General features: G+C 55.4%; 16 protein-coding genes. 4 read left to right on the top strand and 12 right to left on the bottom strand.

Features of this window, described 5'->3' with window-relative positions; translation table 11 throughout:
- Positions 1 to 102: 102 nt before the first annotated feature.
- From kdpC to kdpF, 4 genes are read right to left on the bottom strand one after another with little or no spacing between them, the layout of a single operon-like run.
- Complete coding sequence (kdpC, locus tag J3P84_RS08765; protein WP_434629396.1) at positions 103 to 648, bottom strand: potassium-transporting ATPase subunit KdpC; 546 nt, start codon at positions 646 to 648, stop codon at positions 103 to 105.
- Positions 649 to 694: 46 nt separating this feature from the next.
- On the bottom strand, positions 695 to 2,749 hold the full coding sequence (kdpB, locus tag J3P84_RS08760) for a potassium-transporting ATPase subunit KdpB (protein ID WP_434629393.1): 2,055 nt from the start codon (positions 2,747 to 2,749) through the stop codon (positions 695 to 697).
- A gap of 10 nt (positions 2,750 to 2,759) precedes the next feature.
- Positions 2,760 to 4,454, bottom strand: a complete 1,695-nt coding sequence (gene kdpA, locus J3P84_RS08755; protein ID WP_434629390.1) for a potassium-transporting ATPase subunit KdpA — start codon at positions 4,452 to 4,454, stop codon at positions 2,760 to 2,762.
- A gap of 8 nt (positions 4,455 to 4,462) precedes the next feature.
- On the bottom strand, positions 4,463 to 4,552 hold the full coding sequence (kdpF, locus tag J3P84_RS08750) for a K(+)-transporting ATPase subunit F (protein ID WP_003218754.1): 90 nt from the start codon (positions 4,550 to 4,552) through the stop codon (positions 4,463 to 4,465).
- A 404-nt stretch (positions 4,553 to 4,956) separates the two neighbouring features.
- On the opposite strand from kdpF, the gene eat reads away from it, so the two are divergent.
- The 3 genes from eat to J3P84_RS08735 all read left to right on the top strand — a co-directional run bounded on the left by eat (position 4,957) and on the right by J3P84_RS08735 (position 7,949).
- Entirely contained in the window at positions 4,957 to 6,321 is a 1,365-nt protein-coding gene (gene eat, locus J3P84_RS08745; RefSeq protein ID WP_434629387.1) for an ethanolamine permease, read from the top strand.
- A gap of 120 nt (positions 6,322 to 6,441) precedes the next feature.
- Positions 6,442 to 6,609, top strand: coding sequence for a DUF2897 family protein (locus tag J3P84_RS08740; RefSeq protein WP_003183831.1), 168 nt, complete (start codon positions 6,442 to 6,444; stop codon positions 6,607 to 6,609).
- Between the two features lie 80 nt (positions 6,610 to 6,689).
- A complete protein-coding gene (locus tag J3P84_RS08735; RefSeq protein WP_434577927.1) occupies positions 6,690 to 7,949 on the top strand; it encodes an IS256 family transposase in 1,260 nt (419 codons plus the stop codon).
- A 96-nt stretch (positions 7,950 to 8,045) separates the two neighbouring features.
- Here J3P84_RS08735 and J3P84_RS08730 read toward each other — a convergent pair whose 3' ends face one another.
- The 4 genes from J3P84_RS08730 to J3P84_RS08715 all read right to left on the bottom strand — a co-directional run bounded on the left by J3P84_RS08730 (position 8,046) and on the right by J3P84_RS08715 (position 12,121).
- The gene (locus J3P84_RS08730) at positions 8,046 to 8,897 is read right to left on the bottom strand and encodes an urea carboxylase-associated family protein (protein WP_434629384.1); all 852 of its coding nucleotides are present in this window, start codon (positions 8,895 to 8,897) and stop codon (positions 8,046 to 8,048) included.
- Between the two features lie 15 nt (positions 8,898 to 8,912).
- On the bottom strand, positions 8,913 to 9,566 hold the full coding sequence (locus tag J3P84_RS08725; protein WP_434629381.1) for a GntR family transcriptional regulator: 654 nt from the start codon (positions 9,564 to 9,566) through the stop codon (positions 8,913 to 8,915).
- Between the two features lie 110 nt (positions 9,567 to 9,676).
- Positions 9,677 to 10,012 (bottom strand): ComEA family DNA-binding protein, encoded by a 336-nt coding sequence (locus J3P84_RS08720; protein WP_434629378.1) that lies wholly within the window; start codon positions 10,010 to 10,012, stop codon positions 9,677 to 9,679.
- 114 nt (positions 10,013 to 10,126) lie between these two features.
- Positions 10,127 to 12,121 carry a polysaccharide biosynthesis protein gene (locus J3P84_RS08715; RefSeq protein ID WP_434631221.1) on the bottom strand — a complete coding sequence of 665 codons (1,995 nt, stop codon included), beginning with the start codon at positions 12,119 to 12,121 and terminating at the stop codon, positions 10,127 to 10,129.
- A gap of 507 nt (positions 12,122 to 12,628) precedes the next feature.
- Here J3P84_RS08715 and J3P84_RS08710 point away from each other — a divergent pair.
- Complete coding sequence (locus J3P84_RS08710; protein WP_434629375.1) at positions 12,629 to 13,615, top strand: glycosyltransferase family 2 protein; 987 nt, start codon at positions 12,629 to 12,631, stop codon at positions 13,613 to 13,615.
- 75 nt (positions 13,616 to 13,690) lie between these two features.
- On the opposite strand, the gene J3P84_RS08705 is transcribed toward J3P84_RS08710, so the two are convergent.
- From J3P84_RS08705 to J3P84_RS08690, 4 genes are all read right to left on the bottom strand, one after another.
- Positions 13,691 to 14,707 carry an MraY family glycosyltransferase gene (locus J3P84_RS08705; RefSeq protein WP_434629373.1) on the bottom strand — a complete coding sequence of 339 codons (1,017 nt, stop codon included), beginning with the start codon at positions 14,705 to 14,707 and terminating at the stop codon, positions 13,691 to 13,693.
- 91 nt (positions 14,708 to 14,798) lie between these two features.
- Entirely contained in the window at positions 14,799 to 18,983 is a 4,185-nt protein-coding gene (locus J3P84_RS08700; protein WP_434629370.1) for a methyltransferase, read from the bottom strand.
- On the bottom strand, positions 18,980 to 20,290 hold the full coding sequence (locus tag J3P84_RS08695; protein ID WP_434631218.1) for an ABC transporter ATP-binding protein: 1,311 nt from the start codon (positions 20,288 to 20,290) through the stop codon (positions 18,980 to 18,982). The genes J3P84_RS08700 and J3P84_RS08695 overlap by 4 nt, the downstream gene beginning before the upstream one ends.
- A complete protein-coding gene (locus J3P84_RS08690; protein WP_434629367.1) occupies positions 20,277 to 21,080 on the bottom strand; it encodes an ABC transporter permease in 804 nt (267 codons plus the stop codon). Before J3P84_RS08690 ends, J3P84_RS08695 begins: the two co-directional genes overlap by 14 nt.
- Positions 21,081 to 21,521: the final 441 nt, after the last annotated feature.

Genomic DNA, 21,521 nt, shown 5'->3' with positions numbered 1-21,521 from the left:
GATACCCTGTGGGAGCGAGCTTGCTCGCGAATGCGGTGGGTCAGTCAACGACAGTGTTGGCTGAGCTACCGCTTTCGCGAGCAGGCTCGCTCCCACAGCGGTTTACAGGTTTTCCAGGGCCAGGTTCAGCGCCAGCACGTTCACCACGGGCGGGCCCACCAAAGGCCGCTCGATATGGCTGTCGAGCAACTGCTGCAACGTCGACACCGGCAAGTTGCGCGCCGTGGCGACACGCGCCAGTTGATAGGCAATCGCGGCCGGAGGCAAGTGCGGATCCAGGCCGCTGCCGGAAGTGCTCAGCAGCGCCAGGGGCACCGGTCCCTGGCCGGGCACTTGCAGCTTGCCGGCGTCATCGATGACCCGGGCGGCCAGCGCCGGGTTGCTCGGGGAAAAGTTGCTCGCGCCGCTGGCGACCGTGGCGAAGGCGCCGGCCGAAGGGCGCGGATGAAACCAGGCATCGCCGGTGAAGTCCTGGGCGATCAATCGGGAACCGCGGACCTTGCCGTCGGCATCGTGGATCAGACTGCCGTTGGCCTGCTCCGGAAAAGCGATTTGTGCCACGCCGGTGACGAACAACGGGTAGGCGACGCCGGTGATCAGGGTCATCAGCAATAACAGGCTCAGGGCCGGGCGAATCATGGTGAACATTTCAAATCCTCAGTTGAAAACACATCTGTGATGGATGTCTTCAGGCTCAAACCAACCCCAACCCCGTCAGCAACAGATCAATCGCCTTGATCCCCACGAACGGCACCGCGATCCCGCCGAGGCCGTAGATCAGCAGATTGCGTCGCAGCAACGCCGCCGCACTTGCCGCCTGCACTCGCACGCCACGCAAGGCCAAGGGAATCAGCACGACGATGATCAAGGCATTGAAGACGATGGCCGAGAGGATCGCGCTCTGTGGGCTGTTCAGGTGCATGACGTTCAACACGCCGAGCTGTGGATAAATCGAGGCGAACAGCGCCGGCAAAATCGCAAAGTACTTGGCGATGTCATTGGCGATGGAAAAAGTCGTCAGGGCCCCGCGGGTTACCAGCAATTCCTTGCCGATCTGGACCACGTCCAGCAACTTGGTCGGGTCGCTGTCGAGATCGACCATGTTGGCCGCCTCCCGCGCCGCCTGGGTGCCGTCGTTCATCGCCATGCCGACATCGGCCTGGGCCAGGGCCGGGGCGTCGTTGGCGCCGTCGCCGCACATGGCGACCAGCCGGCCGTCGTTCTGTTCGTGACGGATGCGCGCCAGTTTTTTCTCCGGCGTGGCCTCCGCCAGCACATCATCGACGCCCGCCTCGGCGGCAATCGCGGCAGCGGTCAGCGGGTTGTCACCGGTGACCATGACGGTGCGGATGCCCAGCTTGCGCAGTTCGGCAAAGCGCTCGCGGATGCCGGGCTTGACCACGTCCTTGAGGTGAATGGCACCGAGCAATCTGCCGTCCACGCAGACCAGCAACGGCGTGCCGCCGCTCTGGGCGATCTTGTCGATTTCCCGCGCCAGTACCGGCGGCAGCTCGTTGCGTGGCAGGCCGATGAAACTCAGCAAGGAATCCACCGCGCCCTTGCGATAGACGCGCCCCTGATGATCCACGCCGGACAACCGCGTCTCGGCGCTGAATGGCACCGCCGTCAGCGCGTCCAAAGCAGGCTCGGGTTGGGGATGCAAGCCGCGCAGATACTCGACGATGGATTTGCCCTCGGCCGTATCATCGGCCAACGAGGCGAACAACGCGCCTTCAGCCAGTTCCCTGGCGCTCACCCCAGGAGCGGCATAGATCGCCGCACAGCGACGGTTGCCAAAGGTGATGGTGCCGGTCTTGTCCAGCATCAGCACGTGGACATCGCCCGCCGCCTCCACCGCACGGCCGGATTTGGCGATGACGTTCAGGCGCACCAGACGGTCCATCCCGGCGATGCCGATCGCCGACAGCAGCCCGCCGATGGTGGTGGGAATCAAGGTCACCAACAGTGCTACCAGAAACACCAGCGGCAGGCTGCCATTGGCGAAATGGGCGAACGGCTGCAGCGTCACCACCACCAGCAGGAAGATCAGCGTCAGGCCGATCAGCAGGATGTCCAGCGCCACTTCGTTCGGGGTTTTCTGGCGCTTGGCGCCTTCGACCAAGGCAATCATGCGGTCCAGGGTGGATTCGCCGGGATTGCTGGTGATGCGTATCAGCAACCAGTCGGAGACCAGCCGAGTGTTGCCGGTGACGGCCGAACGGTCCCCGCCGGATTCGCGAATGACCGGTGCCGACTCCCCGGTGATCGCCGCTTCGTTGACCGCCGCGATGCCCTCGATCACTTCCCCGTCGCCAGGGATCATTTCCCCTGCGGCGACACGCACCACGTCACCTTTGCGCAAACGGGTGGCGGGAATCACTTCAAAGCCGTCCGCCGTCTGGCGGCGAGCACTCAGGCCTTCGCTGCCGGCCTTGAGACTGTCGGCACGGGCCTTGCCACGACCTTCGGCCAAGGCTTCGGCGAAGTTGGCAAACAACACGGTGAACCACAGCCACAGGGCGATCTGCGCAGCGACGAAAGTCGGCACGGCGTCGTCGGGAACCAGGCACAGCACCGTGGTGAGGATCGCGGTCAGCTCCACCACCAGCATTACCGGGGCGCGGTGCAACTGGCGCGGATCGAGCTTGACGAAGGCTTGCACCAGCGCCGGCCGCCACAGCGCCGACAGCTGGGTTTGCGGTTGTTCCGGCGCCTTGGCGACGACGGTTTTGCTCATTGGCATATTCATCATCTATTCCTCAGAAACCCATGCTCAGGTGTTCGGCGATCGGCCCCAGGGCCAGGGTCGGCAAGAACGTCAGGCCACCCACCAGGAGGATGGTCACGGTCAGCAGGGTCACGAACAGCGGGCCGTGGGTCGGGAAGCTGTTCTGGCCGATCGGTGCGGTCTTCTTCAGCGCCAGGCTGCCGGCCAACGCCAGCACCGGCAGGATGTAGCCGAAACGGCCAATCAACATGCCCAGGCCCAGCATCAGGTTATGGAACGGCGTGTTGGCGCCGAAACCGGCAAACGCCGAACCGTTGTTCGCCCCCGCCGAGGTGTAGGCGTAGAGCAACTGACTGAAGCCATGAGCGCCAGGATTGCTCACCGCCGCGGCGGGCCCGGGCAGGCTTGCGGCAATCGCGCCGAGCACCAGCACACTCACCGGCATCACCAGCAGCGTCACCACCAGCAACTGCACTTCCCGGGCGCCGAGTTTCTTGCCCAGGTATTCCGGCGTACGACCGATCATCAACCCGGCCAGGAACACCGCGATCAACACGTTGAGCAGCATCCCGTAGAGCCCGGCGCCAACACCGCCGAAAATTACTTCGCCCAGCATCATGTTCACCAGCGCGACCATGCCGCTCAGCGGGTTGAGGCTGTCGTGCATCGCGTTGACCGAGCCGTTCGAGGCTGCCGTGGTGGTCACCGACCAGAGCACCGTGGCCGTGGTGCCGAAACGTGACTCCTTGCCTTCCAGCGGCGCGGCCTGTTCAACGGCCGCGTTATCAAGGGCCGGGTTGGGTTGGAATTCCGCCCACAGCGACGTCGCGCCGCCGATCAGGAACAGCGCCAGCATGCAGGCGATGATTGCCCGACTCTGGCGCAGGTCCTTGACGTAATGGCCGAACGTGAACACCAGCGCCGCCGGGATCAGGATGATCGACGCGACTTCAAACAGATTGCTCCAGGCCGTCGGGTTCTCGAACGGGTGCGCCGAGTTGACACCGAAAAAACCACCGCCGTTGGTGCCCAGTTGCTTGATTGCAATCTGGCTGGCGGCCGGGCCCAATGGAATCACCTGGTCGACGCCCTGCATCGTCACCCCGTGCACATACTGCGCGAAGGTTTGCGGCACGCCCTGCCACACCAGAAACAGCGCCAGCAGCAGGCACAGCGGCAACAGTCCATAGAGGGTGGCACGGGTCATGTCGACCCAGAAATTGCCCAACGTCGTCGCGGACTTGCGCCCGATCCCACGACACAGCGCCACCAGCACGGCCAAGCCGGTGGCGGCGCTGACGAAGTTCTGCACCGTCAGACCGACCATCTGGCTCAAATAGCTGAGGGACGCCTCCCCGCTGTAGGACTGCCAGTTGGTGTTGGTCACGAAGCTGACCGCCGTATTGAAGGCCTGGGTCCATTCCATGCCTGGCAGGTTTTCCGGGTTAAGTGGCAAATGACCCTGCAACAACAGGATCGCAAACAACAGCACAAATCCCGCCAGATTGAATGCGAGCAAGGCCAGGGTGTACTTCTGCCAACTCTGCTCGGCAGTCGGATCAATGCCGGCCACCTTGTAGCAACCGCGCTCCACCGGCCCAAGAATCGGCGACAGCCAGGTACGCTGGCCCTCCATCACCCGGTAGTAAAACCGTCCCAGAAACGGTGCCGGAATCAGCACCAGAGCAAAAAAGCCGAGGATCAGCCCGAAGTCATAACCGTGCATAACCGCTCCTAGTTCCGATCCGCGCGCAACAGCGCAACCAGCAGATAAATGAACAGCGCCACTGCCAGCAGCAATGACACCCCGTCCAGAACACTCATGGGATTTCTCCGTGGTACGGCGTCATGCCGTGTGTGGGGGGATTGTCGGCAGGGAGGGTGTAAAGGCGCGAGATCGAGGCAGGGTGTGGGGGATAAAGAATCTGTAAAAATCGACTTGATGGTTGGCTGGGCGGGCCCCTTCGCGAGCTTGCTCGCTCCCACAATGGCTCTGTTGTGAACAGAGATTTTGCGTCTACCGAAGATCCCTGTGGGAGCGAGCTTGCTCGCGATGAGGCCAGCCCAGACACCTACGCTCCGAACTGGGGCATAAATCCGGCCAATCCAGCAGTGAACATTCCCGATACGACACGATTTCGCCTATTACGACCGGTTCCAGCCCTGTGGCACGTCCACTGCACTGCCCTCTCCCCAGCGCTTTTGCTATTTATCGAGGGGAGCCACCGATGAACACACAACTCAAACCCACCCTGGGCACCCTGCACTTATGGGGCATCGCCGTTGGCCTGGTGATTTCCGGTGAGTATTTCGGCTGGAGTTACGGCTGGGGAGTCGCCGGAACGCTGGGCTTTCTGGTGACGTCGTTCATGGTCGCGGCCATGTACACCTGCTTCATCTTCAGCTTTACCGAACTGACCACCGCCATTCCCCACGCTGGCGGACCGTTCGCTTACAGCCGTCGAGCCTTTGGCGAAAAAGGCGGCTTGATCGCCGGCCTGGCAACCCTGATCGAATTTGTCTTCGCACCACCGGCCATTGCCTTGGCCATCGGCGCCTACCTGAATGTGCAATTTCCGGCGCTCGACCCGAAACACGCTGCCGTCGGCGCCTACATCGTGTTCATGGGCCTGAACATCCTCGGGGTGAAACTGGCCGCGACCTTCGAGCTGATCGTCTGCGTGCTTGCCGTCGCCGAGTTGCTGGTCTTCATGGGCGTGGTCGCACCCGCGTTCAGTTTCAGCAGCTTTGCCCTGAACGGCTGGGCCGGTTCCGACGTGTTCGGTGCACCGGCCATTGCCGGAATGTTCGCCGCCATTCCCTTCGCGATCTGGTTCTTCCTCGCCATCGAAGGCGCGGCCATGGCCGCTGAAGAAGCCAAGGATCCGAAACGCACGATCCCCAAAGCCTACATCAGCGGCATCCTGACGTTGGTGTTCCTGGCCATGGGCGTGATGTTCTTCGCCGGTGGCGTCGGTGACTGGCGCACCCTGTCAAACATCAACGATCCCCTGCCGCAAGCCATGAAAACCGTCGTCGGTGAAAGCTCCGGCTGGTTGCACATGCTGGTGTGGATCGGCCTGTTCGGCCTGGTAGCCAGTTTCCACGGGATCATCCTTGGCTACTCACGCCAGTTCTTCGCCCTGGCCCGCGCCGGTTACCTTCCCGCGTCCCTCGCCAAACTGTCACGCTTCCAGACCCCACACCGGGCCATCATCGCCGGCGGCCTGATCGGCATCGCGGCGATCTACAGCGACGGCCTGATCAACCTCGGCGGCATGACCTTGACCGCGGCCATGATTACCATGGCCGTGTTCGGCGCAATCGTCATGTACATCATGAGCATGCTCAGCCTGTTCAAACTGCGCAAAACCGAACCGAATCTCGAACGTACGTTCCGCGCCCCCGGCTATCCGATCGTACCGGGGATCGCCCTGGCGCTGGCGCTGGTGTGCCTGGTGGCGATGGCCTGGTTCAACACGCTGATCGGGCTGATCTTCCTCGGCTTCATGGCAGTCGGCTTCGTCTATTTCTTCCTCACGGCACAACTGCGCGCAGACGCGCCGGCCGATGCGATGTTGACCGGGCTATAAGGTGGACCCGGCATAACCGGCGTAGTATGGAACCACTGCGAACAGCCTTCGCTCATAAGTGGTAGAGGCAATGGCCAGCGAAATACTCGCTTGGCTACTGCCCCACTCAAGGAGAACCCTATGCCCTGGTATGCCTGGTTGATCCTGATCGTCGCCATCGGCTCGATCGTTGGCGGCCTGATGATGCTGCGTGACACCGCCAACAAGGTGGAACTGACGGATGAGCAACGCAAACGTGTTGCCGAGCGCAATGCGGAAATGGATGCGAAGGAGGCCAAGGATCGCTGAGCTGCTGTTGTGGCGAGGGAGCAAGCTCGGGACTGTCAGAAATTTTGTGTTCGGGCATAACATGCTGAAGAGGTGCATGTATGCCAACCAAAAAGAAGACGGCCTTGGAGGCCAAAGCCGAGCTCCCTTCGATCCCGAAGGAGCTGATTGATCAGTTCGTCAAAGGCCCAATGACTGCCGAGGCGATTCAGGATGCGTCGATGGCCTTCAAGAAGGCGCTTATCGAGCGAGCCCTGGGCGCAGAGCTGGGCCACCATCTTGGCTATCCTCAGGGCGCGGAGCGTCCCGAGGAGTCGAGTAACCAGCGCAACGGTAAAAGCGGCAAGACCGTTCTGACAGACGACGGTCCGCTTCGTCTGGAGATTCCCCGTGATCGCGATGGCAGCTTTGCGCCGATCCTGATTCCCAAGCATGAGCGGCGCTTTACCGGGTTCGATGACAAGATCATCGCCATGTACGCTCGGGGCATGACGGTTCGCGAGATTCGCGCGTTTCTCTTGGAACAGTACGGGACAGATGTCTCGCACGACTTCATCAGTTCGGTCACCGACGCGGTGATGGAGGAGATCGGCGCTTGGCAGCAACGACCGCTTGAGCAGATGTATCCGGTCATCTTCTTCGACGCGTTGCGGGTCAAAATCAGGGAAGAAGGACTGGTCCGCAATAAGGCCATCTACTTGGCCTTGGGCGTATTACCGGACGGAACCCGCGATATCTTGGGCATCTGGATCGAGACAACGGAAGGCGCCAAGTTCTGGATGAAGGTCTTCAATGACCTCAAGACACGCGGAGTCGAAGATGTGCTGATTGCCGTGACCGATGGTCTCAAAGGCATGCCAGAAGCCCTGAGCGCGGTGTTTCCTGAGACGACTTTGCAAACCTGCATCGTACATCTGATCCGCAACAGCCTCGACTATGCAGCCTGGGACAAACGTCGGGAACTGGCCAAAGCGCTTAAGCCGATCTATCAAGCGATCAACGCCGAGGCCGCCGAAGCGGCTTTGGACTCGTTCGAAAATGGCCCCTGGGGCAAACAGTACCCAACCATCGTAGCTGCCTGGCGACGCGCCTGGGATCGAGTCATCCCGTTTTTTGTCTTTCCGCCCGCCATCCGGAAAGTGATTTACACGACCAATGCAATCGAGAGCATCAACGCTCAACTGCGCAAGATCATTAAAACGAGGGGGCACTTCCCAACCGATGAAGCTGCCACCAAGTTAATCTGGCTGGGCTTGCGCAATATAACCGCAAACTGGGGCAGTGCAGCCCATGACTGGAAAAGCGCCATGAATCAGTTCGCGATCCTGTACGGGGATCGGTTCATCAGGCCGACGTGGTAAATGAAGGTCTGCCTAACGGCAGGCCGTTACCGGCCCGCACACAAAAAATCTGACACTCCCGCAAGCTCCCTCGCCACAACAAACCAGCAAACACAATTACTTCTCCCAATCCGCCTTGGCAATATGCAACCCATGCAGCCCCTTGTAAGCCGCCCGCTCCGGTTGACTCCAGCCCTGCAACAACGAATCCTCCAACCGGTAAACCTCCACCCCCAGCGGACGACAGACGCTTAAAGGATCCTCGGCATCCGGCCCCCACATGGCCAACGACAGATCACCCCCAGGACAGGTCGATAACGCGCACAACAAATCAATCTCTGCGAAGAACTCCAAGTAATCACCCTTCTGCGCCGGACACGCCTTCATGAAATACATGTCGTCATGATTCAGCCCGGTGCATTGGAAAATATTCAACACATCGTGCACATCGAACTCGGTCAAACCATGAGGCAATACCGCCCGGGTCAGATTCGAGTGGCAATGATGATGGAAATCCTCACCGGTCAGCATCTTGTTCACGTAAGGATCACAACGCGTCCCCAACAGATCATGTAGACGCCCGCCATGCTCGTCGATGCCGTAGCCGGCCAGGCTGTCATCAGTAATCGTCACCAGTGGACGTAGAAACGGCAAGTTCGACCACAACCGATCGTGGGTGCTGACATGCGCACCCTGGAGTTGCCGAGTACGCGCAGCCCACAGGCGCTCTCGCGGATCATGGGCATTCCAGACGTTGAAGTCTCCCACCTGCGGCCCCACCGGTGTGGTGACGCGAAACACATGCCCCGCTGGCACATGCCAAGCGCGACCGGTGCGGATCGGCACCTCGAACTGCTCGATGAGCGTGCGCTTGCCCTGCTCGGCGCGGATGCGCTCGTAGAAGGGTTGGTCTACTTGCAAGGCTGAGCCTTTGCTGACCTGGTAAGCAGCGGGGTAGTCTTTGTACATGGCGAGGTCCTTTGTTCATTGAGGTGTGGCGCAAACCAACAGGTGCAGAAGCAACTGTTCGGAATCGTCGAGATAAAGGTTCATCCCCTCCAGGGCTGCGAGCTTGTTGCCTTCAGCCAACCAGTCATGGATTTGTCGATCTCGGGCGAGCCAAGGCGCCTGGAAGCGCGCCTCATCGGGAGCGGAACAGAACACCAGGCGCATCTGGGCAACCACGTTAGTGAAAAACTCATCAAGCAAAGGACTGCGCATCAGCCCAACGATGTGCTGGTGGAACGCCAAGCCGTGGGTCCCGACGGCGCGCCAGTCCTCGCGCTCACGAGCCAGCTCAGCCGCTTCAAGGGTTTCGAGCATCCGGTCGGACTGATAGTCGCTCAAGGGCTTGCTGGCCATGATGGCCTGTAGCTCCAAGGTACGACGGACCTTGAACAGATCCCGCACGTCATCGGCATCCAACCTACGGACCATCACCCCTTTGTTACGCACGTAACGGGTCAACCCTTCCTGGCCGAGACGATGCAAGGCTTCGCGGATGGTATTGCGTGATGCGTTATAGGCGGATGCCAGGTTGTTTTCTATCAGCGCCATGCCTGGAACCAGGCGACCGCCGATAATATCGGCTCGCAGTTCGAGGGTGATCTGGTCGGCCAGGGAGAGAGAGCTAGTCATGGGTAAGCCTGGGATTGTTGAACAATCGTTTGCCAACAACCAACCATTTATCGTGCCAGATCGACCAGATATAAAAAGGCCAGTCGATTCGACCGGCCTCCTTCGTTACCTCAATTCACTTCCAGTTTGTCGCGGTTCCTGTCGAGGATCGCCTTTCCGATCCCTTTGACCTCCAGCAGCTCCTCTACTGAAGAGAAAGGTCCATTACTATCCCTATATGCAACAATCGCCTCAGCCTTTCCCTTGCCTATGCCGGAAAGCTCGCGCTGCAATGTCGCAGCATCTGCCCCATTGATATCGACCTTGGCGCTTTGCGTGGTGACCGGTTGCTCCACCGCTTGTGGCGCAGCCATTGACACCGGCTTGGCCGCTGGGGCCGCGATAGCAACGATCGAGGCGCTGGTAAGCAAGGCAAAGATCACCGAGTAGAGGTAGCTTGTACGCATAAGTGACGCTCCATGACATCGTTAAGAGAAAAGCAGCTTTTCCGAAGCTGCTTCTCAAACTTAGGCGATGATGGATGGCTGTCAAAAATGTGTACGTTTCGAAGTGTGTAACAATCAGGGTTCGAGACGGCGCTGCTGGTACACCCAGTCGACGATCTCGCCGTCGGGTGTATAGCCGTGGACAGTCTCGCGCAGCAGCTGTCGCACTCGAGTGAAATCATCTCCCTCGACCGCGACGAGCAATTCGCCCAACTTGAGCTTGAGTACGTCCCAAGGCAAATGATCCTCGTTGGCGGTCATGATCATCGGATGCTCGGTAGCCGCAACGTTGTCGCCGATCAGCAACTCCTCGTACAGCTTCTCACCAGGCCGCAGGCCGGTGAACTCGATGGAAATGTCACCCTGGGGATTGCGCTCCGAACGGATGCTCAAGCCGGAAAGATGAATCATCTTCTCCGCAAGCTCGACAATCTTTACCGGTTCACCCATATCCAACACGAAGACATCCCCACCCTGCCCCATGGACCCCGCCTGGATCACTAACTGCGCAGCTTCGGGGATCGTCATGAAATAACGGGTGATTTTCGGGTGGGTGACCGTCAGCGGCCCCCCACACTTGATCTGGCTGTGAAACAAAGGAATCACTGAACCCGAGGAACCCAATACGTTGCCAAAGCGAACCATCGTGAAACGGGTCTTGTTTACCCGCGATACATTAGCCCTGTCGCCAAACAACACAGGCGCAACCTCCCGACTCAAGGCCTGAAGCGTCAACTCAGCCAAACGCTTGGTGCTACCCATGACATTCGTCGGCCGCACCGCCTTGTCGGTGGAAATCAGAACAAAATTGGAAACCCCCGACTGCAGTGCAGCCTGCGCCGTGTTCAACGTACCTATAACGTTGTTCAACACGCCCTCGGCAATGTTGTGCTCTACCATCGGCACATGCTTATACGCCGCCGCGTGGTAAACGGTGTCCACCTTCCAGGTTTTCATCACATCCAGCAATTTTTCCGGATGACGGATAGAACCCAGGATCGGTAACAACTTGATCGAAGTAGACTCGCGATCAGTACGCTGCTGCAGCTCGGACAGAATGCTGTAGAGATTGAACTCACTGTGATCGAACAGTAGAAGCGTGGTCGGCCCCAAGGAAAATATCTGCCGGCACAGCTCCGAACCGATTGAGCCCCCAGCGCCTGTCACCATCACTGTCTTACCCTTGACGCAACGCCTGAGCAAGTCAGGGCGAGCCGGTACGGCATCCCGACCGAGTAGGTCGGCGATGTCGACTTCCTGGATATCGTCCACTTTTACCCGGCCACTGGCCAGATCAGTAAAGTTCGGCACGCTTCGTATGTGAAGCGGATAACCCTCCAACAGATTGAGGATCTCCCTGCGCCGTGCACGGGTGGACGACGGCAACGCAAGGAGAATTTCCTGCGCACCCGTTACATCAATCATTTGCTGGATGTGCTTGGGCTTGTAAACCTGAAGACCCGAGATGGAACGATCGGCAATGCCGGGGTCGTCATCAATAAAAGCGACCGGACGCATGACCTTTCCCATGCGCAACGCCGCAACCAACTGATTGCCAGCCACGCCCGCCCCATACACGGCGACCTTGGTCAGGCCATCGTCACGAGTGGTAAACGGCACATGCTGGGCAGCCGTAAACCAATCCCCCATGAAATACTGGCGCATACACAGCCGCAATCCGCCGATAATGACAAGGCTCAGCCACCAATAGTTAAAGATGATCGATCGTGGGATCACCGTTTGGTGGTTACTGTACCAATAGACAACGACCGCCAGAACAAGCGACGAAAGGCTGACCGCCTTGATAATGGCTACAAGAGCGTCGTTGCCAAAATAGCGCATGACCGCTCGATACATACCGAAACGGATGAATAACGGAATGGCGATGAGAGGAGCGGAGGCGAACAGCCAGACATGAGCCCTCAAAGGATCATACATGTCATCTATGCCGAGGCGGACGATGAAGGCCAGCCAGAGGGCCAACCACACAAGGGCTACATCTGTAACGACTTGAATGAGGCGTTTTTTCCGACGCGGCAAGCCTAAGAGGAACGTCCTCAGCCCCTTCATAACGTCATCGAACACTGTCGCTCACTCCCTTTTTTAATGACGCAGCGCTGGAATTGTACTGCCTGTTCAGTTTTAGCACATCTCCCGGACGAACTAACCTATAACCATCACCCCGGAACGAGCTTTCATGAAGCCACTGTAACGCCACCACAGCAAGGCTAAGCCCCCCAATGTTACATCAAGGACTCATGAACTGACGAAACCACACGCGAGTGGTGCGATGTGATTTTTCTGCATGAGCCGATCGCGCTCGTCCCAGTTCAGAAAAAAATCGAACCAATACACGAACGGTGACTCAGCGTTTCGAATAGATCACTTTTTCCTGACGAACTGCCTGTAGAAAAGACTTTTTAACGAATCCACTTTAAAATACCCATCCGGTACGTGCTGCAGGAGGCTTCGGCCATGGCTCCCGTCCGCAAGGACAGTCTGGCTCGAATTACGAAATCGTTATAGCTGCAAGCCAGCGCCGGCACCGCATCTATTTGGCAATGTTTGAGATTAAGAATGAATACGCGCCCTTCTCACACCGAATTGAATCTGCACACAGCAGCCGATATCGACTTGACAACTCATCACAGCAAAGTTGGTATTCTACTTTGCACCTATAATGGCGCTGCTTATATCCAGGAACAATTGCGCTCATTTGCAACCCAGACCCATAAGGATTGGGTAATCTACGCATCCGATGACGGTTCAAGCGACGACACCATAAAGCATCTCAAGAATTTCCAGCTCCAGAATGGAGAAGACCGCTTAATCATTCTAAATGGCCCGCATCAGGGCTTTGCAAAAAACTTCCTGTCTTTAATAAAAAACCGATCCATTGAAGCGGACTACTTCGCATTCAGTGACCAGGACGATGTCTGGTTTCCCGACAAATTAGAACGAAGTATCGCCCAGCTCGAGCCCCTGCAAGACACGCCGGCGCTTTACTGCTCCAGAACCCGTCTTGTTTCTGCCGACGGGCAGTTCATCGGGCTTTCGCCGCGCTTTTCAGCGCCTCCTCACTTTCGCAACGCATTGGTTCAAAGTATAGCCGGGGCCAACACAATGCTGATAAATCGTCAGGCCCGAGCGTTATTGGCGAAAACGCCCGACGAGTCAATAATTGTCGCCCACGATTGGTTGACGTATCTCTTGGTCAGCGGGTGTGGGGGCAAAGTTTTTTTCGATCAGACGCCCACCCTCGATTACCGGCAACATGACGGCAACCTGATCGGAGCAAACTCAGGCCTCAGGGCGCGACTGACTCGCTTGGTCAAGATGTGTACGGGACGGTTCAAAGAGTGGAGCGACCAGAACCTCAATGTATTGGCCGAATTCAAGCCGACATTGACAACGGAAAACCGACGCGCACTTGAACAATTCGAACAAGCGCGCCAAAGCGCCCTATTCCCTAGATTACGCCTGATGAAGGAAGCCGGAATATACCGACAGACGAGCAAAGGGAATATCAGCCTCTTCCTCGCCGCGTGCCTTAATAAAATCTGAACGCCTGTATAACGCAACGACGCCGTTTCTAGCCAGGCGTGCGCAAGCCAGTTGCGCCTAAGCGCGTGAACAAAATCATCCGGCTTCAGCCTGCCCCGCTTCGTATTTGATCGCAAGCAGTACCAAGGGTAAATAGGCCAGGGACAAACCTATAACCCCATCCAACCCGTACCATGTGACGCACACCGCGATGGGTAACAGCCACAGCAAGTTGATTCCTCCGACCACAACGGTCACAGGCCAGTGCCTGCGGTATCTACGCGATGCAACTTGATAGGCATGACTGCGGTGCGCCTCATAGACCTTCTCGCCGCGAATCAAACGCCGAAATAAAGTGAGGGATGCATCGACGATAAATACCCCTAAAAGAATCAACCAGCCCCAGAAAAACATAAATGATGTCCAGGCTGCATGAAGCGTGACGATACCAAGGATAATACCCAGGAACCCGCTGCCAGCATCCCCCATGAAAATTCGGGCCTGTGGAAAATTCCATAGCAGAAATCCGGCAGTGGAAGAGGCCAGCAAAAGAGCAGGCCAAACCAAGTGATCCGCATCGCCCAATGCATACAGCACACATGCACCCAAGCAAGCAGTAATCACTTCGATGCTTGCAATGCCATCGATACCGTCCATGAAGTTGAACAGATTAAGCATCCAGACAAGGAAGAATGCAGCCAATATCGACCCCAGCCAACCTAAGTTGACATGCTCGCCAAATACACTTATAGGAGCTAGACCGCCGATCCAACAAAGAGCCCATATCGCTGCTGCAAAATGTCCCAGTAACCGCCATCGCGCAGCAATATGCCCATGATCATCCATGAAACCTATTACTGCAACAAATGCTCCAGCTCCAATCGCAGACAGAAATAAATCGACGGGGATCAATTGCTCAAACAACAGTACCGACAGCGCGACCAGAAACGTCACGACGACAGCGACCCCCCCACCCCGCGGCGTAGGTATAGAATGAGAGCTACGGTCGTTGGGCATATCGATTAAACTTTTGCATAATGCATAGCGCCGCAACAGCGCCGTCAAAACAAACGCGCTGGTGAAACTGAACAGCAAAAACCAGAACCAGTTCATAGAGTCGCCATCCCAATCCGCAGAGACCACAAACAACACCGGCACGCCGCAAGCCAATCAAACTCGACAATCACCAAATGCATATAACTGTTCATTTCTTATGGACACCAACCACTTCATATAAAGGCCGTTTTGTCAGCATCCTCTTGATCTTCTGACGCACCTCATACGGAACGGAATCCCGAACCCTGTGCATTCCAGGCTTACGGTAAAGAGTCCAAAGAGCCAGCAGCATCAACTCTTTATAGGTCAACGAACTGTCCATATCAGCCGAAACAGCTGACCTAACCGGTAGTTGCAGTACAGCTTGACTGTCTCGGGCACCGTCGAATCCACAATGGCATAACGCGAGGTAATCGGTGTTGTAAAAATCATCCTGGCAGGCCGAGTTATCAACACACGGTGCGGGTAAACTTTGGCCGGCAGCCACTTCCTTAATGAACATCTGGATTTTTGACAGCAAAACGGCAGGTTCCATCCCGTACTCATAGATCAGGGTACTGTTTCGACCACTGAGCCGCTCCGGAAAAGCTCCAATATCGGGAGCGATGATGGGCAATCCTGACTCCATCGCAAAACTCAATGTATAGCTGTACGTTTCGGGGCACTGACTCGGAAACAGGAAGAGATCGATATCGTTAGCCTTGATCAAGGCGGCCAGTTCGTCAGATTCATAATGGCCAGTGCACTTAATACCGTTCAGTTCTCGGTAAGCAAATCCGATCAATTTAAAGTCGATAGGGGTTTGCGTGGAGAATGCGACTGCCGCCATCTGCTCCAGATAATCTGCGCCCTTTTCCTTACCCAACGCACCGATCACCCCCACGTTGTACCGTGATTTGGTCAACAATGGGGTTACCGCAGCGTGAATGTTACGCAAATGCTCGACGTGCCCTGCGATTACAGCGTTAGCCAATTCATAATGTCGTTTATAGATCGAAAGCGTATAGCTGGAAGGAAAAATCACCTTCAGGGCATGTTCTATAAATCCCCTTAGCTGTTCGCGCCAGTCCTGCGCGGAAACGCCACGAGGTAAAGGGAAGTTCGGATTTTCAATGTTATCCGCGTAAGCACCAGGGTAGAAACCTCGTTGATTTGTCAACGTAGGATTACCGCAAAGCCAATAATAGTCATGAACCGTCAAAGCATACGCGGCGTCCAGTTCTGCGGGCAGTTCCAGCAGCGCAGGATTGAGCCCTAACGAATGATGGAAATGCACCAAGTTGACTCCGCAGGCTTTTAGGAGCGCTACGAGGGCGCTGTGATCCTTGGGCAGCTGGAACACCAGTTCGTCCGCTCCGGTAAAAAGTCCCATACGCAACGTAATCGCAGCGGTGCCCCTGTGAGGGGCCAAGAACAGGCAGCACGCATTGGACCCGACCGCTTCGGCCAACTCTTCCAGATGCTGTCGAACGCCACCGCCTGCTTCATGAGAAATGTGCAACACCTTTGGCCGATCCAAAGACCCGATCAGTTGAGCAAAACGCCTGATACGGACGCTCTTCAGCGGATCTGCAACGATGAAGCGTTGTATGTCCAAGTGATAATCTGGATGAAGCTCCGCGATCATCTTGGAGGCATGGTCAGTCAGAGCCTGTTTGGAGGAAGAGAAGCTTACCCCTCCCTCATGAAAAGCATAAAGGTTAGGGGTGACGATGTTAAGCCAGCCCGCTTTCAGTCCGCGCTGACACAAATCGTTTTCCTCGCCGTAACCTCTACCGAACTTCTCTTCATTCAGTAGACCGATAAGCTCCAGGCAATCCCGACGTACATACATGCAAAAGCCTACACCCGTCGGCACCTGGGCGACTGGCAGACGCGGATTAGAGAACACCGAGTCGATCTCGTCGACGCTTAATCCGAACGCCGCTTCGTTCTCGAGCAGAAAAGCCGGGAAACTACAGATAGTAGCATTGTTGGAAAATGGGGTGACCGTGCCGATGTTGGGTGCGATGTATGCCTCCGACGCCAAACGCTCCAACCAATCCACCGGAACGATGACGTCACTGTTCAAAAAGACAATGTCGTCCTCAGGCCTATGGCGCATACCGCGATTCACGGTTTTGACGAAACCAAGATTCTGCTGATTTTCCAGAACCATGAGGACATCAGGCCATTGTTTCTGCAACTCAAGCAGCATGTCCTGCATGCCCGCGTCTGGACTGTAGTCATTAAGCGCAATGAGTTTCGACTCACAGGCAATAATGCCTGGCATTGCGGCCAGAATGCAGCGCCTGGTCATCTCCACATCCCTGTAGATAGGCAAGATGACACTTATGGAACGCACACGCTTTACAGGCTCCTCCACGACGCCATGAGTGGCTTCCAACATCGAAGCATTTATCTCTTGACCCCGTAGATAAGCGGTCAGCGTTTTTTTGGAATGCTCCAATCCCCTTTGAAGACAACCACTACCTTTACGCAGGGAGCGCGCAAAAAAACGGAGAGGTTTTGTTATGAGCCAGGAGTTGGAACTGACGATAGCGCCATAAATCGCCTCTCGTTCAACCAGCTGTTTGGATAATCTGTCGATCTCCTCTTCTGCAACGTTCAGGCCTCGAGAGGTTTGCGCCAGTAAGGTTTGGGAAACATTGAAGGCTGAGAACAGATTATCTTCAGTAATGATCTGATCACCGTCCCAACTCAGGAACTCACTGATCTCCCGACCATTGATGACGTTTTGAACTGACGCTTCGAGGAGCAGAAAATCTTTAACATCGTTATCGCTAATTGGATAACCGGCCGCCTCACAACTTTTGAAAACAAAACCTCTTCTCGTGACAGGTCCCGATTCAGCACCTTTAGCGAAGCGAGTTACCGATGACAACAACTGCGTCAAGGTTTTGAACAACAGAAATTCAAGTCGTACAGGCGAATTCAGCGCCCACTCCTTGTCGATTAGCTGAGGACTGCTATCACCGTTGACAATAATATTCTGCGGGACTGCGTCTATCAAAGTCCCTGGCAATATATTCAGCTCATTTCCCGCTGTTTCCGATACGAGTCCCAGAACAGTTACATATTGCTTAAGAAACGCCCCCACATCGGCGTACGTCCAGCCCTCGGCATTGACTATGTGGATCAGCTTGTTTACAAAAACCTCACCCTGTATGTAAGGCTCTGACTCAGGCAGCCTGAACTTGACGATGGTGCCCTCATCGGAGGCGTTGGCTGCAAGCTTGCCGAGCTTCTCATAATGCACGCGAATCCCATCGTTCGGGTTCATCCTGAATTCTGAACGCTTACAATAGACAGCGCGACGGTCGCAACTGTAATGCACAGCCAAGACCTCAGGCTCTACTCGTTTCCGCGACCCGGCCGAAGCAGCAATCAGGAAAGAATTGGCCATATCCAGCCCAAGGCCGTTACTGATTATTTGCGGCCAAGACAACTCAAGCGAAAACGTCGTAAGTTTCGGCAGCTGCGGATCGCGTCTAACGGTTTGCGTAGCGAAAGCACACGCATCAAAGACGGATTCATTAAACCCGCGCTCGGTTACAACTGAAACCGGCAGTTTGTAATCCGGAAAGGGCGCCATGAACTCTCGCGTTGAAAAACCCGCATCGGCAAGTAATGAACTCAGCGCCTTTTTTCCATAGGTTTGCGGGGTATGGCTGCTGTAACGACCTTCAACGCCAAACATTGGCGCGCTCACGTGATCTTCAGGAGCACCGGCAAAATATTTCAAGCCGAGCTGGTTCTCGATAGCGATGATCAACAATCCATCCGGCTTTAGCAGTGAGCGAACCTTTTCCAGCATCTTCGGTCCGGGGCTGTCTCCGGAAATGAATAAATTGGCATATTCAAACACGCCAATCAACGTAACGACATCAAACTTTTTATCAATATCAAAATCTTCAAATGACTCAGCCAACACGGAGACATTCTCAAGGTCTCTGGTTCGAGTTCGTGCAATACTTGCCCTTCGGTAACTGCCTTCCAGCGCCAAAACTCGCCCCCCCTGTTCGCCCAGGTAACGAGTGATAGCTCCGCAACCAGCGCCAATCTCCAACACGTCACCCGAAAACTCTGCCTCGAAAACCCGAAGCAAATTCGAACGACTGCTGGATAGATAGTACATCGACGGCCAATCTGTGCAGGAGCGGCGCAACTCATCGGAAAAAACACTGACATCGCTGGCTTGATCAAGCAAAAACTTTATGCGCAACTCAGTATTGTCGCCATCACTATAGTTAATGCTCGAATAACCTGGTTTTGACCAAATCTTGAGATTCTCATCAAAACGATAGCCGGCTTGCCTCAATAGAGTATTCAATTTACAACCTTCTTGGCACGAATGCTGGAGTCAAGATTCACCAGCCCAAAAAATTTATCTGTAGGACGAACCTGAATATGAATCGAGTCGTAGCGGCGATCCCTTGGCGTGACATCCTCTCCTTCCTTGGTCGAGACACCTATGGAAATGAAATAGTCACCAGGCGCCAGATCGCAGGAGATTCGCATTTCAACTTCAACAATATCGCCCTTGCGACCTAACATCCGGAAATCCGGACATTCCAGAGTCTCACTGTTGACACCATATACGGTTACACCTTCCTTGGTTTTGATTGTCATACCGAGGATAGGGCATACCAAATCGGTATCAAACTTCACAAAGACCACAAGCTTGATGTTCGATCCCGTATCGACGGCAACAGGATAATCGACTCCGGCACAACCAAGATAAAAATCGATGATCGTGGCGGCTCCATCGCCCCACCGGTACTCGTTTGGGTTGTAATTGGGATGCGATTCGAAAACGTCAGCACCTCCAGCGGGCGTAAGGTACGTCTGCGACTCACTCTTCACCGATTCGTCCATGGTGGCTACCGAATGCGGAGTCTTGCCAAAAAGCAAGTCCAGATAACGATTGACCACCTGGCGTGGTTCTCCCTGCTCCAGCTGCAGGCCATAATCCAGCAGGAACGCCTTATCGCAATGGGAAACTATCTGTTCACTCGAATGGGTAACCAGGAGAATACTGGTGCCATTCTCCTTGAGTTTTTTCAGGCGATCAAAACAGCGCGCCTGGAATTTAGCATCCCCGACGGCCAAGGCCTCGTCAACGATCAGAATGTCAGGTTCTACCTGAGCCTGAACGGAGAAAGCCAAACGTACCAACATGCCGCTCGAGTACGTCTTTACGGGCTGATTTATGAAGTCGCCGATATCGGCGAAGCCTATGATGGCATCGTACTTACTGTCTATTTCCGCCTTACTCAGCCCCAGAATCGAAGCGTTCAGGTACACGTTCTCTCGCCCGGTAAAGTCCGGATTAAAACCAGACCCTAGCTCTAGCAAGGCCGCTATTCGACCATGAGTTTCTACGGTTCCGCCAGTTGGATTAAGCGTGCCACACAAAATTTGTAACAGGGTCGACTTACCGCTGCCGTTACGTCCGACGATACCTACGGTTTCTCCTTTACGTATTTCAAAAGAGATATCGCGGAGCGCCCAAAATTCCCGACAGTAGCGTTTTTTTCCGCGGCTTAGCATTTGAAGCAATCGATCTCTTGGCTTGTCATAAATCTCATAACACTTACTGAGATTTTGAACCTTAATGGCGATTTCAGAGGACATCAGCAAACCCCTTACGTGTTTTCTGAAACCATGCGAAGCCCAACCAAGCCACCGTGAGCGAACCAGCCATATAGATCGCCAATACTTTAAAATCAGGCCACCGCCCCCAAAACAGCACATCACGTGCATACTCGACGGCTGGAGTGAGTGGGTTAAAAATCATGAAACTCTGATACCTCTCCGGCAACGCACTGACAGGATAAAAAATGGGTGAGAGGAACATTAATACGGTGGTTAATATACCTATAACTTGTGTCACGTCCCGCAAGTAAACACCGAGTGAGGCGAATAGCCACATCAACCCTAGCAGCAGAAATATCAGCGGCAATATTACCAAGGGGAAAAGTATGGCGGTCATCTGTGGCACTCCAAACAGCAGGATATAGGCGACCAGCCAGACGATCCAGCTGATTACCATATGAAACAGTGCAGAGCCAACTGTCACCCACGGTAGAATCTCCAGAGGAAAAACAACTTTCTTGACATAATTCGTATTGGCGATAATCAGTGTGGGACTTCGATTGAAACATTCCGCAAACAGATTAAACACAATCAGGCCCGCAAACAAAATCAAGGCAAACTCCGTTTTTGAATCACTTCCACCACTCCAGCGAGCCTTGAAAACGACGCTAAATACAAATGTGTAGACGGCCAACATGAATATAGGATTAAAAAAAGACCAGAGAATACCCATGAACGAACCCCGGTATCGTCCAACCACCTCTCGCTGTACCAATGCACTGATCAAACTGCGATTTCGCCAGAAACTGTTGATAGCTTCCTTCGGCGTCATGGGGAAATTTAGCACTAAATACACCTAAATATTCGAAGAATAAGCTACGTCAAAAACCGCCTGACCACGGCCATTTTGATATTCATGAATCGCTCTTGCCTTTCTGCACAGGCTCAAAAAATTCATCATTATGTAATGCCATTACTGCAATTGGGCCCTCTGCCAATGCATGGATAAGCGAGATATCGTATGCATTAATGAAGGTCCATCCTCTTCGGACAAGCCGATCCGGCGGAGCCTGCTTGCTCCCAGGTTTCCAGTTGATTCGTACTGGGCGCAATCCCGGGGGCGCGCTTGACTCCCTGACGTATTCCATCTCCGGTGCGACCGCCAGACCCCACAAGCATAATCTTTTTCCAGAGGCAGCCAGCGTCCTCATTTAGAGAACGCGTCCCGCCCCGAAGCGTCTACGTTTGGATCTCTGCTTCGCGACCTTCACCT

The sequence above is a fragment of the Pseudomonas sp. Z1-29 genome, from assembly GCF_051131995.1.
GTDB lineage: Bacteria > Pseudomonadota > Gammaproteobacteria > Pseudomonadales > Pseudomonadaceae > Aquipseudomonas.
This window is presented reverse-complemented; position numbering and strand designations above follow the sequence as displayed.

Coding starts and splice junctions, on each gene's coding strand:
- kdpC (WP_434629396.1), bottom strand. CDS start 648: ATGTTCACCATGATTCGCCCGGCCCTGAGCCTGTTATTGCTGATGACC.
- kdpB (WP_434629393.1), bottom strand. CDS start 2,749: ATGAATATGCCAATGAGCAAAACCGTCGTCGCCAAGGCGCCGGAACAA.
- kdpA (WP_434629390.1), bottom strand. CDS start 4,454: ATGCACGGTTATGACTTCGGGCTGATCCTCGGCTTTTTTGCTCTGGTG.
- kdpF (WP_003218754.1), bottom strand. CDS start 4,552: ATGAGTGTTCTGGACGGGGTGTCATTGCTGCTGGCAGTGGCGCTGTTC.
- eat (WP_434629387.1), top strand. CDS start 4,957: ATGAACACACAACTCAAACCCACCCTGGGCACCCTGCACTTATGGGGC.
- J3P84_RS08740 (WP_003183831.1), top strand. CDS start 6,442: ATGCCCTGGTATGCCTGGTTGATCCTGATCGTCGCCATCGGCTCGATC.
- J3P84_RS08735 (WP_434577927.1), top strand. CDS start 6,690: ATGCCAACCAAAAAGAAGACGGCCTTGGAGGCCAAAGCCGAGCTCCCT.
- J3P84_RS08730 (WP_434629384.1), bottom strand. CDS start 8,897: ATGTACAAAGACTACCCCGCTGCTTACCAGGTCAGCAAAGGCTCAGCC.
- J3P84_RS08725 (WP_434629381.1), bottom strand. CDS start 9,566: ATGACTAGCTCTCTCTCCCTGGCCGACCAGATCACCCTCGAACTGCGA.
- J3P84_RS08720 (WP_434629378.1), bottom strand. CDS start 10,012: ATGCGTACAAGCTACCTCTACTCGGTGATCTTTGCCTTGCTTACCAGC.
- J3P84_RS08715 (WP_434631221.1), bottom strand. CDS start 12,121: ATGAAGGGGCTGAGGACGTTCCTCTTAGGCTTGCCGCGTCGGAAAAAA.
- J3P84_RS08710 (WP_434629375.1), top strand. CDS start 12,629: ATGAATACGCGCCCTTCTCACACCGAATTGAATCTGCACACAGCAGCC.
- J3P84_RS08705 (WP_434629373.1), bottom strand. CDS start 14,707: ATGAACTGGTTCTGGTTTTTGCTGTTCAGTTTCACCAGCGCGTTTGTT.
- J3P84_RS08690 (WP_434629367.1), bottom strand. CDS start 21,080: ATGACGCCGAAGGAAGCTATCAACAGTTTCTGGCGAAATCGCAGTTTG.